The organism is Pseudocitrobacter sp. CD920760 (assembly GCF_057782505.1).
In genome coordinates, this window is record NZ_CM173490.1 from 5,166,247 (window position 1) to 5,178,997 (window position 12,751).

Genomic DNA, 12,751 nt, shown 5'->3' on the forward strand with positions numbered 1-12,751 from the left:
ACAAAAAAAGCGCCCCGAGGGCGCTCTTTCGACACTAACAATGGCTTATTTATTCAGTTCTGCGGTCATGTGCACGCGGTTACCGGTAAAGGCCTGAGTAATTTTGTAAGACGATGCGCCAGCTTGTTCTGCTTTGGCGGCGATTTTCGCTTCAGCGCTGTCCAGCGTAGATGCGGTTGCAGAAACAGTCTGTGCAGCGAAAGAACCAAAAGAAGCAGACAGAGCGATAACAGCGACAAAAGTTTTGATGCTTTTCATGATATAAACCCTTTCACTTAGTTGTTTGAGTAAGGCACCGTGCCTTGATGTGATAAATGATAGGTCGATTTATCACCAACTGAAAGCGGAAGGATTTGCCAGTATTGGTCAAAATTTTTGATTAAAAACTATTCGCCCGTTAATCGCTGCGGATGCGTGTAAATCGTTGCTCTGCCAGGTTTGCAAAAACCCACCAGCGTCAGGTTGCAGCGTTCGGCCACTTCCACGGCAAGCGTCGTCGCAGCAGAGACCGCAAACAGGATCTCGACGCCGCACATGGCGGATTTCTGCACCATCTCATAGCTGGCACGGCTGGAAACCAGTGCGGCGCCGTGCTGCCAAAGGTCGCCCTCTTTCGCACGATGGCCCAGCAGTTTATCGAGCGCTACGTGGCGTCCCACATCTTCATGCCCGCCCACCAGCTCGCCCGACGGCATAACCCACGCCGCCGCGTGCGTACAGCCGGTTTCGCGGCCTACGGGCTGCACATCATTTAAATGTTTGAGCGCGTGATCGAGATGTGAAAGGTCAAACGTTTGGGTAAATGGCAGCGGCTTGATGGGTTTGCCGATGTCGTTGAGCTGCTCAACGCCGCAGACACCGCAGCCGGTACGCCCGGCCAGTGCGCGACGCCGTTCCTTAAGGCCCATAAACCGGCGACTGGAGAGATCGATTTGTACTTCCAGACCGTTGCAGGCCTGCGTGACTTCGATTCCAAAAATTTCCCGTGGGTGCTCAATAATGCCTTCTGAAAGCGAAAAACCAATGGCAAACGCTTCCAGATCTTTCGGCGTCGCCATCATCACGACGTGAGAGATGCCGTTGTAGACCAACGCAACGGGAATTTCTTCAGCAAGAATATCCTGAGTAGGTTGCATAATCTGTGGCCTTCTGAAGACAGAACGCTCGACGGCACCGATAAGTTGCGACGATGGTTTGACTTCATCTTTAAAATTAAACACGGCAAATACTCTGAACAACGACGGAAAAGGAGAGGCGTCTATTCCATCACATCCGGAGGGAATCAGGGCTTATTATGGATCAAGTTTCTGGTGCAATAACACTCAATCTTCAGTTTCGCTCATCCTTTCGTATCAAAAAACCGATGAAAAGATAATTACCACCAATGGGTTAACCACGTTAAACGCATGGTATTTTTTGCGCGTAATTCGTTTTAAATGCGATCATTATCACAATTCAATGTTAATGCGCGCAAATTCTGTTCACCCGCCGTTAACCGCATTGGAACAAGCCTACCGAAATTGTGGTATTCTGATTCAACGTCCTCCAGGAACTGAGGACGCTAACTATTCAGCATCTTTGCGGCGCACGCGGCGAAGAAAAATTACAAGCAATGACAATGTCGAAACAAGGAGCGAACCATGCAGGTCAGCAGAAGGCAGTTCTTTAAGATCTGCGCTGGCGGTATGGCAGGCACCACGGCAGCAGCGCTGGGATTTGCCCCCAGCGTTGCACTGGCGGAAACGCGGCAATATAAGCTGCTGCGCACCCGTGAAACCCGTAACACCTGCACATATTGTTCCGTCGGCTGTGGGCTGTTGATGTACAGCCTCGGCGATGGCGCAAAAAACGCTAAAGCGTCCATTTTCCATATCGAAGGCGATCCGGACCATCCGGTAAACCGTGGTGCGCTCTGCCCGAAAGGCGCTGGTCTGGTGGATTTCATCCACTCCGAAAGCCGCCTGAAATTCCCGGAATATCGCGCGCCTGGCTCCGATAAATGGCAGAAAATCAGCTGGGATGAGGCATTTGACCGCATCGCGAAACTGATGAAAGAAGACCGCGACGCCAACTACGTTGCACAGAACGCCGAAGGCGTGACCGTTAACCGCTGGCTCTCCACCGGGATGCTGTGTGCATCCGCGTCGAGCAACGAAACCGGCTATTTAACACAGAAATTCTCCCGCGCGCTGGGTATGCTCGCGGTCGACAACCAGGCGCGTGTCTGACACGGACCAACGGTAGCAAGTCTTGCTCCAACATTTGGTCGCGGTGCGATGACCAACCACTGGGTCGACATCAAGAACGCCAACCTGATTGTGGTGATGGGCGGTAATGCCGCTGAAGCTCACCCTGTAGGGTTCCGCTGGGCGATGGAAGCGAAAATTCACAACGGCGCGAAGCTGATTGTGATCGATCCTCGTTTCACGCGTACGGCGTCGGTGGCCGACTTCTATGCGCCGATCCGTTCCGGTACTGACATTACGTTCCTGTCGGGCGTTATGCTGTACCTGCTGAACAACGAAAAATTCAACCGCGAATACACCGAAGCCTATACCAACGCCAGCCTGATCGTGCGTGAAGATTTTGGCTTTGAAGATGGCCTGTTCACCGGCTATGACGCGGACAAACGCAAGTACGATAAAACCAGCTGGAACTACGAGCTGGATGAAAACGGCTTTGCCAAACGCGATACCACCCTGCAACATCCGCGCTGTGTCTGGAATCTGCTGAAAACGCACGTTTCCCGCTACACGCCTGATGTTGTCGAAAATATCTGCGGTACGCCGAAAGCCGACTTCCTGAAAGTCTGCGAGTACATCGCAGAAACCAGCGCGCATGATAAAACCGCGTCGTTCCTGTATGCCCTCGGCTGGACGCAGCACTCCATTGGCGCGCAGAACATCCGCACCATGGCGATGATCCAGTTGCTGCTCGGCAACATGGGGATGGCGGGCGGTGGCGTGAACGCCCTGCGCGGTCACTCCAACATTCAGGGTCTGACCGACCTTGGCCTGCTGTCACAAAGCCTGCCGGGCTACATGACGCTGCCAAGCGAGAAACAAACCGACCTGCAAACCTACCTTGCCGCCAACACGCCTAAACCTCTGCTGGAAGGCCAGGTGAACTACTGGGGCAATTACCCGAAATTCTTCGTCTCGATGATGAAAGCCTTCTTTGGCGACAAAGCGACGAAAGAGAACGACTGGGGCTTCGACCTGCTGCCTAAGTGGGACAAAGGCTACGACGTTCTGCAATATTTCGAGATGATGAACCAGGGTCTGGTGAATGGTTATATCTGCCAGGGCTTCAACCCGGTGGCGTCGTTCCCGAACAAAAACAAAGTGGTCGCATCACTGTCGAAACTGAAGTTCCTGGTGACCATCGATCCGCTCAATACCGAGACCTCTACCTTCTGGCAGAACCACGGTGAGTCTAACGATGTCGATCCATCGAAGATTCAGACTGAAGTGTTCCGTCTGCCCTCTACCTGCTTCGCGGAAGAGAACGGCTCGATCGTCAACTCTGGCCGCTGGTTGCAGTGGCACTGGAAAGGCGCGGACGGCCCGGGCGAATCCATCACCGATGGCGAAATCCTTGCCGGTATCTTCCTGCGTCTGCGCAAGATGTATGCCGAACAGGGCGGCGCGAACCCGGAACAGGTGCTGAGCATGACGTGGAACTACTCCACGCCGCATGAACCGAAGTCCGAAGAAGTGGCGATGGAAAGCAACGGGAAAGCGCTGGCCGATATTATCGACCCGGCAACCGGTGCAGTGCTGGTGAAAAAAGGCCAGTTACTCAGTACGTTCGCCCATCTGCGCGATGACGGCACCACCTCAAGCGGTTGCTGGATCTTCGCCGGTAGCTGGACGCCGGAAGGCAACCAGATGGCGCGTCGCGATAACGCCGATCCGTCAGGTCTCGGTAATACACTCGGCTGGGCATGGGCGTGGCCGCTCAACCGCCGCATTCTGTATAACCGTGCTTCCGCTGACCCGCAGGGTAATCCGTGGGATCCAAAACGTCAGATCCTGAAATGGGATGGCGCGAAATGGGGCGGGATGGATATTCCTGACTACAGTGCCGCCGCACCTGGCAGCAACGTTGGGCCGTTCATCATGCAGCCGGAAGGGATGGGTCGCCTGTTTGCCCTCGATAAGATGGCGGAAGGTCCGTTCCCGGAACACTACGAGCCGTTTGAGACGCCGCTAGGGACCAACCCGCTGCACCCGAACGTTATCTCCAACCCTGCCGCCCGTATCTTTAAAGGCGACGCAGAAGCGCTGGGTAAAGCCGATAAGTTCCCGTATGTGGGCACCACCTATCGTCTGACCGAGCACTTCCACTACTGGACCAAGCATGCGCTGCTTAATGCCATCGCCCAGCCGGAACAGTTCGTGGAGATTGGCGAGAAGCTGGCGAATAAACTCGGCATCGCCCATGGCGATACCGTGAAGGTTTCCTCCAACCGTGGCTACATCAAGGCCAAGGCGGTGGTGACCAAACGTATTCGCACGCTGAAAGCGGACGGGAAAGATATCGATACCATCGGTATTCCAATCCACTGGGGCTACGAAGGTGTTGCGAAGAAAGGCTTTATTGCCAACACGTTAACGCCATTCGTCGGTGATGCGAACACGCAGACGCCGGAGTTTAAGTCCTTCCTCGTAAACGTGGAAAAGGTGTAACGGAGACGACCTATGGCTTATCAATCTCAAGACATCATCCGTCGTTCCGCGACTAACGGTTTCACCCCCGCGCCTCAGGCGCGGGACCACCAGCAGGAAGTGGCGAAGCTTATCGACGTGACCACCTGTATCGGCTGTAAAGCCTGTCAGGTGGCGTGTTCGGAGTGGAACGACATCCGTGATGAGATCGGCAGCAACGTCGGGGTGTACGACAACCCGGCGGATCTGACCGCCAAATCCTGGACGGTGATGCGTTTCTCGGAAGTGGAGCAAAACGACAAACTGGAATGGCTTATCCGCAAAGACGGCTGTATGCACTGTGCGGATCCGGGCTGCCTGAAGGCGTGCCCGGCGGAAGGGGCGATTATTCAGTATGCCAACGGCATCGTCGATTTCCAGTCTGAGCAGTGCATCGGCTGCGGCTACTGCATCGCGGGTTGCCCGTTCAACGTGCCGCGACTGAACCCGGAAGACAACCGCGTCTACAAATGTACGCTGTGCGTGGACCGCGTGAACGTCGGGCAGGAACCGGCCTGCGTGAAAACCTGCCCAACCGGCGCTATCCACTTTGGCTCTAAAGAGGATATGAAAGCGCTGGCGGGCGAGCGCGTCGCCGAGCTGAATACCCGTGGTTACGAAAACGCCGGGCTGTACGATCCAGCAGGCGTTGGCGGTACACACGTGATGTACGTGCTGCACCACGCCGACAAGCCGAATCTGTACCACGGCCTGCCGGAGAATCCGGAAATCAGCGCCACGGTGAAATTCTGGAAAGGTATCTGGAAACCACTGGCGGCGGTCGGTTTTGCCGCAACGTTTGCAGCGAGCATCTTCCACTACGTCGGTGTCGGCCCGAACCGTGCGGAAGAGGAAGAAGACAATCTGCATGAAGAGAAAGACGAGGTGCGCAAATGAAACGACGTGACACCATCGTGCGCTACACCGCGCCGGAACGTATCAACCACTGGGTCACCGCCTTCTGCTTCATCCTGGCGGCGGTGAGCGGGCTGGGGTTCTTCTTCCCCTCCTTCAACTGGCTGATGCAAATTATGGGGACACCGCAACTGGCGCGCATTCTGCACCCGTTTGTGGGCGTCATCATGTTTGCCTCGTTTATCATCATGTTTTTCCGTTACTGGCACCACAATCTAATCAATCGGGATGATATCTTTTGGGCGAAGAATATTCGTAAGATCGTCGTCAACGAGGAAGTGGGTGACACCGGGCGTTATAACTTCGGCCAGAAATGCGTATTCTGGGCGGCGATTATCTTCCTGGTCCTGCTGCTGGTAAGCGGTGTGATTATCTGGCGTCCGTACTTTGCGCCTGCTTTCTCAATCCCGGTGATCCGATTTGCGTTAATGCTGCATTCATTTGCCGCAGTAGCGTTAATTGTGGTTATCATGGTGCATATCTACGCCGCCCTTTGGGTGAAAGGCACCATTACCGCGATGGTGGAAGGATGGGTTACCAGTACGTGGGCGAAGAAACATCACCCGCGCTGGTACCGTGAAGTCCGCCAGAAACAGGAAAAGTCATCTGAATGAGTATTCGCATAATCCCGCAAGATGAGCTGGGTTCGAGCGAGAAACGCACGGCGGAGTACATTCCGCCGTTATTGTTCCCCAGACTCAAGAACCTCTACAACCGCCGCGCCGATCGTCTGCGCGAGCTGGCCGAGAACAATCCGCTGGGTGATTACCTGCGCTTCGCCGCGCTGATTGCCCACGCGCAGGAAGTGGTGCTGTACGACCATCCGTTACAGATGGACCTTACCGCGCGCATCAAAGAAGCGAACGACCAGGGCAAACCGCCGCTGGATATTCACGTTCTGCCGCGCGATAAGCACTGGCATACCCTGCTGCACTCGATGATTGCCGAGCTGAAACCGGAAATGACCGGGCCGGCGTTAGCGGTTATCGAGAATCTGGAAAAAGCGTCTGAGCAGGAACTGGAGCAGATGGCCAGCGCGCTGTTTGCGTCAGACTTTGCGTCAGTGAGCAGCGATAAAGCGCCGTTCATCTGGGCAGCCTTGTCGCTCTACTGGGCGCAAATGGCCAGCCTGATCCCTGGCAAAGCCCGCGCAGAATATGGCGAACAGCGCCAGTACTGCCCGGTGTGTGGCTCAATGCCAGTTTCCAGCATGGTGCAAATTGGTACGACGCAGGGCCTGCGTTATCTGCACTGCAACCTGTGTGAAACCGAGTGGCACGTGGTGCGCGTGAAATGCAGCAACTGCGAGCAGAGCCGCGATTTGCACTATTGGTCTCTTGATAACGAGCAGGCCGCTATCAAAGCGGAAAGCTGCGGCGACTGCGGCACTTACCTGAAGATTCTGTATCAGGAAAAAGACCCGAAAGTAGAAGCCGTTGCCGACGACCTCGCCTCACTGGTGCTGGATGCGCGTATGGAGCAAGAAGGGTTCGCCCGCAGCTCTATTAACCCGTTCCTGTTCCCGGGAGAAGGGGAGTAAGCTTTTGTATTATCGGGCGGCGCAAGTCGCCCGATTTAGAGCTCAGATGCCCCTCTGTTTTCTGCTTGCCATATCTTTCACTTCCTTAACGACTCAACGCCTGAATAACATGCTGTGGATCGTTAGCAATTGCACGCAGCAATGCTTTCGCAGGCCCGGTAGGTGAACGGCGACCTTGTTCCCAGTTACGCAAAGTATCCACACTGACGGATATCAGTTCAGCAAACTTAGATTGAGATAAACCAGATGCATGACGAATCTCTTTAATTTTAAGCGCATCAATGTGAAAAACCCTGGAAGGTTTACGCTCACCAGCAACAATCTCATTCATCTGAGCCATGCTTTGGGCTAACCGCTCGAACAGCGCTTTATCCATCTACCACCTCGCATTTAACATTCGCAGCATCGCCTTTTCCTGGGCGGTAAGATCATCTTTAATTCCCTTTTTATAGATTAGAAGGAGTCGGATCTCACTCTCCGAAGCGCGATAGTAATAAATAACGCGCACGCCGCCCCGCTTTCCCGTTCCCTCTGCTACCCACCGAATTTTCCGCAAACCGCCCGTTTCTGGAATGACGTCTCCATTAAGAGGATTCAATGTGAGAAAAATCTGGAGACGACCGTATTCATCGTCATTCAGTAGCTTTTGAACATCTTCAGTAAAAAAATCCGTTTCGATGAAGATCATAATAATACGCCATTGGCTTAGAGTGACAACCATCTTATGTACGCCATTGACGTACATTATTCATTGAATTGCCTACCGCCCTAAAATCAGCAAAACCACATTCTCGCGCTCTCAATTTCCCTTCTGCGAGCCGCTTTCCAAAATTCATACTTATTGCCTTCCCCCTCTTCCTATCCGTCAAAAGCCAGCGTATAAAACTGTACATTCATACAGCAAAAAGGATTTCAACATGGTGCTGGAAAAAGGTATCGCTGAGCAGGTTGAGGCGTTTATTGCCGCAGGCCGCCCCTCTTCACGACAGCAGAGTATTGATGACCGGAGGGCGAGCTATCTCGCCAGTACGGTCCTGGCGGGTGAAACGGAGTCATTCGTCTCTATCCAGACTATTGAGCTGGAAGAGATGACGTTTCGCGTCTATTCGCCACTGCAAAGCCCGGCACATCTTCCAACGGTTATCTACTACCACGGAGGCTGTTTTATCAGCGGCAGCTTTGCTACGCATGATAATCAGCTGCGTCAGCTGGCGGTGTATGGCGGGTGCCGGGTAATTGCGGTGCAGTATCGATTAGCGCCTGAACACACCTTTCCTGCCGCGCATGATGATGCCCAACGGGGAGCGGAACTGGTGTGGCAACATGCCGAGCTATTTGGCGTAGATAAAGATCACATTACTCTGGCTGGCGATAGTGCTGGCGGGCATCTGGCGCTGGTCACAGCGCTGAGACTCAAAGCAGCCGGCAGCTGGCTGCCCAGCCAACTTATCCTGATTTACCCCATGGTGGATGCGACTGCTCATTTCGAAAGCTATGTCCGTAACGGAAAGGATTACATCATTACCCGCGACACGCTGCTGAGCGGATATGAAATCTATTTACCGGGCGTCGATCGACGCCATCCGGAGGCCAGCCCGCTGTGGCGAGATGATTTCAGCGGCCTGCCGTCCGTGCATATCATCACCGCAGAATTTGACCCGTTATGCGATGAAGGTAAGGCGCTGTATCAGCGAATGACGGAACAAGGCGTGGCGTGCACTTGCCAGCAGTATCTTGGGGTGATTCATGGCTTCTTTCAGTTAGGTGGAATCAGCCTCGCGGCAAGAGATGCAGTGAGGGATGTGGCGTACCGGGTGGGGAGGTAATTCCGGATACAGACTTCAATCTGTTTTCAACTTGAAAACATCGTATTTCGCGCTACACTGTTTTCAGGTTGAAAACTTCAGTAGGGAAACTGAAGCATGCACGTTATCAGCCGAAAGCCTTTCAATGAGGCGATAGAGAATTTTCCGCATTGCGCTCAAGCGATAGCAGACTTATTAAGTGTGCTCGAAAAGAGAAGCTTCAATACACCGCTCGAAATGCGAGAGCAGCTCACTTCACTGGATAACTTTAAATACAGAAACAAATGGTGGGTCATCGATATCGCCGGTAATCATCTGAGGCTCATCGCCTACATCGATTTCAGGCTCCAGAAGCTTTTCGTAAAGCATATTGTCACCCATCTGGAATATGAAAGACTGAATCACTTCTATCGAGGTCATAAAGAATGAAGATGAGGCATACTCAGGTGCTGAATAATGGACATGCCGAGGAGTTAGTGAATGCCTTTATGCTGGCATTGCAGTCCATTCCCTTAATGGGAAAGACGAGTAATGAGAGAGAATACCTTAAGGCACTGGAAATCATTGAATTTCTTGTTGATCGAGACCAGATAGACAACCCTTTATTTGAGCTACTCTCGTCAAAAATCCATGAGTATGAACAGCATGCTCCTGAATTTTCACATCTCAATAATGTGCTGAACGATACGCCTACCGGCGTTGCGATGCTACGCACGCTGATGGATCAAAATGGGCTTAAACCCGCTGATTTAGCCAATGAGCTGGGTTCAAAATCCAATATCAGCAACATCCTCAATGGCCGCAGATCGCTAACCGTTCGACATATCAAAGCCCTTTCAGAACGTTTTAACCTCCCTGCCGAAACTTTTATCGATTGAGGCTACTCCTCCTCATTCCCCCCTTCCTCGTACGCGCCAAACGGCTTCGCGGGAAGCACAATGAAAGTCCCTTCAAATACGGCGCCAAGGTTGTCATCACCAGACAACTCAACCAGCAGCTGCACGCGCGCTTTGCGCCCTCGCGCTAACCGGTCCAGATCGCCGCTCAGTGAGCCGAGATCGGCCACCGCCTGCGGCTTGCCGCTGATGGGATGACTGTAACGAATATGCGCATCGGCAAGGATGATAGTGCCACCCAGGTGGCGTTCGCGCAGCATCAGCCAGATGAGCCCCCAACCGGTGAGCGTCGCCAGAGAAAACAGGCTGCCGGCAAACAGCGTATGGTGCGGATTTTGATTGCCCGTTTCAGGCATGGTGGTGATAAATTTCTGCCCGGTATACTGCTGAATGCGTACGCCCATTTTTTCACTGAGCGGGATATGCTCATACCAGGCCTGCTGAAGCTGCCCGCACCAGTCGCCGCGATGCAGAATGTCATCCAGCGAGGCTACCGGTTTGATCATCAGAAAATGGCGAATGGGCGTGGTGGTGGGCGTGGTGATTTCACCCTGATTTACGAATCCGAGCTTGGCAAAAAACTCTACCGCATCTTCGCGCGCGCTACAGGTTACGCGCTTCACGCCTTCCTGACGCGCGACGGACTCCAGCGTCATCGCCATCAGCGTACCAAGGCCTTTATCCTGCACGGACGGATGCACCGCCATAAAACGAATCGAGGCTTCAAAATCGGCGTTGATGTAGAGCCGCCCAATCGCGACCAGATTGCCCTCTTCATCAACCACCATTTGATGGTGTGCCATCGCATCCCAGGCATCACGCTCAGAGCCTTTCGGCTGATGAAGGGGTTTACGCAGCATTTCCCAACGAAACTGGTAGTAGCGGTCTAACTCTTCTTCCGTTTGCGGCACTCGAAGGTGATACATAGCAGCACTCTCTTTTGTCGCCCGTAACCTCACTGGAAGTTGGTTCATACCTGCAACCAGAACGTAACGGGGCCATCATTGACCAGCGAAACCTGCATATCGGCAGCGAATCGCCCGGTGTGGGTGTTCATCTCTTGCTGGCGACAACGTTCAACAAAATAGTCATACAGCGCTTCTGCTCTCTGCGGCTCTGCGCCTTTAGAGAAACTCGGACGCATGCCGCGCTCGGTATCCGCCGCCAGCGTAAACTGCGACACCACCAGCACGCTTCCCCCCGCCTGCTGCACGTTGAGATTCATCTTGCCTTCCGCATCGCTGAATATGCGATAACCCAGCACGCGCTCGCACAGGCGGTTGGCTTTTTGTTCGTCGTCATCCTTTTCGACACCTAATAACACCAGAAGTCCCGGCCCAATTTCGCCCGTCACTTCATCCGCCACGGTGACGCTGGCCCGGGTTACGCGTTGAATCAATGCAATCATGGTTGTTCTGCTTCTTGTTGTTCTGTTTTAAGTTTTCGGTATTCCCCGAGAGTGACAGTTATTTCTGCCCCAAGCAAGACGATACACCAGGTCCAGTAGACCCAGACAAACAGGATAGGCACGACGGCGAGCACACCGTAAATCAACTGATAGGACGGGAACGCAGTGATATATAACGCAAAAGCTTTCTTACCAAGCTCGTAAAGCAATGCCGCCACCAGCGCGCCGATAATCGCATCGCGGTTCGGCACACGCGTCGTCGGCACCACGCTATAGAGCAGCCAGAACGAGATCCACGACAGCAGCAGCGGGAAGATGCGTAGTGCGTTATCCACCGCGCTATTAAACTCACTCGCCCAACGCAGCGATAGCAGGTATGAGCTAATCGCCAGGCTGGCACCCGCCAGCAACGGCCCAAGCGTAAGGATCATCCAGTAAATCGCAAACGAGTAGACTTTTGGCCGAACGCGCTTGCTGCGCCAGATGGTATTCAGCGCGCTATCGATGGAGTACATCAACAGCAGCGCCGTGACGATAAGCCCGCAGGCGCCAACTGCCGTCATACGGTTGGAATTGGCGACAAACTGCTCAATGTAGCGCTGAATAACGTCACCGGTCGCCGGAATAAAGTTGGCGAAGATAAAGTGGCGAATCTGAACGCTGACCTCAGAAAACATCGGAAAAGCGGCGAACAGCGCAAAAACCACGGCCACCAGCGGTACCAGCGAGAGCAACGACACGTAGGCCAGATTCCCGGCCAGCGTCGTCATATTATCTTCGTCGATGCGCCGCCAGAGGAGCTTTCCCCACGCCACCAGTGGCCGGGTATGATGAATCGTTTTTTGATGAACGGTTTTTAACATAACTGCTTCGTAAAGTAGCGAGGTATCGTCTCCTTTCCCGTTACCAGGATAGAGGTGATCCCCAATTGATTGGCTCCCTCTATATTATCGGCATTATCATCAAAAAAGACCGTATCGGCGGCAGAAAAACCTTCTGCTTCAAGCACACGCTGGTAGATACGCGCTTCCGGTTTACGCATCCCCATCTCTTGCGACAGATAAACATGGTCCGCCGCGGCGTGAATTTCCGGGTATTCATCCGGCCAAAAGGTGGTGTGCAGGCGGTTGGTATTAGAGAGCACCACCACACGATGACCCTGCTCGCGCAGTTTATGCATGATCTCAATCACCTCCGGGCGCAGCGAAACAAATATCGCCTGCCAGCCGTGAGAGAACTGCTCATAGCTCAGCGGTAAATCCATCTCATGACAAATCGCCTGCGCAAAAGCTTCGTCAGTAATTTCACCGCGCTCATGCTGATGGAAGGCTTCGCCCATGGTGAAACTCTGCTTGAGCGTGGCCAGCGGCACACGGGTAAGATCGCTCCACGTCCCGAACACACGGTTGAAGTCGATATCGACAATCACATTACCTAAATCAAAGATATAGAGCATTTTCGCCTCCTTTCTCGCCGTG

15 protein-coding genes are annotated in these 12,751 nt (G+C 53.6%); 7 read left to right on the plus strand and 8 right to left on the minus strand.

The genetic code is table 11. The annotated features are described in order from the left end of the window. Positions 1 to 45: 45 nt before the first annotated feature. Together AC1MKH_RS24410 and fdhD are read right to left on the minus strand one after the other, a co-directional pair. On the minus strand, positions 46 to 258 hold the full coding sequence (locus tag AC1MKH_RS24410; protein WP_015966529.1) for a YdgH/BhsA/McbA-like domain containing protein: 213 nt from the start codon (positions 256 to 258) through the stop codon (positions 46 to 48). 128 nt (positions 259 to 386) lie between these two features. After that, positions 387 to 1,178: a formate dehydrogenase accessory sulfurtransferase FdhD gene (fdhD, locus tag AC1MKH_RS24415; RefSeq protein ID WP_442961886.1), complete on the minus strand. Its 792-nt coding sequence runs from the start codon at positions 1,176 to 1,178 to the stop codon at positions 387 to 389. Between the two features lie 462 nt (positions 1,179 to 1,640). Between fdhD and fdnG the strand changes: the two genes are divergently transcribed. Genes fdnG through fdhE form a run of 4 tightly spaced genes read left to right on the plus strand, consistent with a single transcriptional unit; the run spans position 1,641 to position 7,164 of the window. After that, on the plus strand, positions 1,641 to 4,691 hold the full coding sequence (gene fdnG, locus AC1MKH_RS24420) for a formate dehydrogenase-N subunit alpha (protein WP_276219274.1): 3,051 nt from the start codon (positions 1,641 to 1,643) through the stop codon (positions 4,689 to 4,691). A 12-nt stretch (positions 4,692 to 4,703) separates the two neighbouring features. After that, the gene (gene fdxH / locus AC1MKH_RS24425; protein WP_149464253.1) at positions 4,704 to 5,606 is read left to right on the plus strand and encodes a formate dehydrogenase subunit beta; all 903 of its coding nucleotides are present in this window, start codon (positions 4,704 to 4,706) and stop codon (positions 5,604 to 5,606) included. Beyond that, positions 5,603 to 6,238: a formate dehydrogenase cytochrome b556 subunit gene (gene fdoI, locus AC1MKH_RS24430; RefSeq protein ID WP_149464254.1), complete on the plus strand. Its 636-nt coding sequence runs from the start codon at positions 5,603 to 5,605 to the stop codon at positions 6,236 to 6,238. The genes fdxH and fdoI overlap by 4 nt, the downstream gene beginning before the upstream one ends. Next, positions 6,235 to 7,164: a formate dehydrogenase accessory protein FdhE gene (fdhE, locus tag AC1MKH_RS24435; RefSeq protein ID WP_149464255.1), complete on the plus strand. Its 930-nt coding sequence runs from the start codon at positions 6,235 to 6,237 to the stop codon at positions 7,162 to 7,164. The genes fdoI and fdhE overlap by 4 nt, the downstream gene beginning before the upstream one ends. A gap of 85 nt (positions 7,165 to 7,249) precedes the next feature. On the opposite strand, the gene nadS is transcribed toward fdhE, so the two are convergent. Next, positions 7,250 to 7,540: a NadS family protein gene (nadS, locus tag AC1MKH_RS24440; protein WP_015966547.1), complete on the minus strand. Its 291-nt coding sequence runs from the start codon at positions 7,538 to 7,540 to the stop codon at positions 7,250 to 7,252. Continuing rightward, entirely contained in the window at positions 7,541 to 7,852 is a 312-nt protein-coding gene (locus AC1MKH_RS24445) for a type II toxin-antitoxin system RelE/ParE family toxin (protein WP_276219278.1), read from the minus strand. Positions 7,853 to 8,081: 229 nt separating this feature from the next. On the opposite strand from AC1MKH_RS24445, the gene AC1MKH_RS24450 reads away from it, so the two are divergent. The 3 genes from AC1MKH_RS24450 to AC1MKH_RS24460 all read left to right on the plus strand — a co-directional run bounded on the left by AC1MKH_RS24450 (position 8,082) and on the right by AC1MKH_RS24460 (position 9,847). Continuing rightward, positions 8,082 to 8,990 (plus strand): alpha/beta hydrolase, encoded by a 909-nt coding sequence (locus AC1MKH_RS24450; RefSeq protein WP_149464257.1) that lies wholly within the window; start codon positions 8,082 to 8,084, stop codon positions 8,988 to 8,990. A gap of 96 nt (positions 8,991 to 9,086) precedes the next feature. Beyond that, positions 9,087 to 9,398, plus strand: coding sequence for a type II toxin-antitoxin system HigB family toxin (locus AC1MKH_RS24455; RefSeq protein WP_276219282.1), 312 nt, complete (start codon positions 9,087 to 9,089; stop codon positions 9,396 to 9,398). Between the two features lie 59 nt (positions 9,399 to 9,457). Then, on the plus strand, positions 9,458 to 9,847 hold the full coding sequence (locus AC1MKH_RS24460; RefSeq protein ID WP_442961885.1) for a helix-turn-helix domain-containing protein: 390 nt from the start codon (positions 9,458 to 9,460) through the stop codon (positions 9,845 to 9,847). Positions 9,848 to 9,849: 2 nt separating this feature from the next. Here the strand turns inward: AC1MKH_RS24460 and fabY are convergent, their stop codons facing one another. Genes fabY through yihX form a run of 4 tightly spaced genes read right to left on the minus strand, consistent with a single transcriptional unit; the run spans position 9,850 to position 12,729 of the window. After that, complete coding sequence (gene fabY / locus AC1MKH_RS24465; RefSeq protein ID WP_231825848.1) at positions 9,850 to 10,791, minus strand: fatty acid biosynthesis protein FabY; 942 nt, start codon at positions 10,789 to 10,791, stop codon at positions 9,850 to 9,852. Between the two features lie 44 nt (positions 10,792 to 10,835). Further along, a complete protein-coding gene (dtd, locus tag AC1MKH_RS24470; RefSeq protein WP_149464261.1) occupies positions 10,836 to 11,273 on the minus strand; it encodes a D-aminoacyl-tRNA deacylase in 438 nt (145 codons plus the stop codon). After that, entirely contained in the window at positions 11,270 to 12,136 is an 867-nt protein-coding gene (locus tag AC1MKH_RS24475; RefSeq protein WP_015966554.1) for a virulence factor BrkB family protein, read from the minus strand. The genes dtd and AC1MKH_RS24475 overlap by 4 nt, the downstream gene beginning before the upstream one ends. Next, on the minus strand, positions 12,130 to 12,729 hold the full coding sequence (yihX, locus tag AC1MKH_RS24480; RefSeq protein WP_276219286.1) for a glucose-1-phosphatase: 600 nt from the start codon (positions 12,727 to 12,729) through the stop codon (positions 12,130 to 12,132). Before yihX ends, AC1MKH_RS24475 begins: the two co-directional genes overlap by 7 nt. Between the last annotated feature and the right edge of the window lie 22 nt (positions 12,730 to 12,751).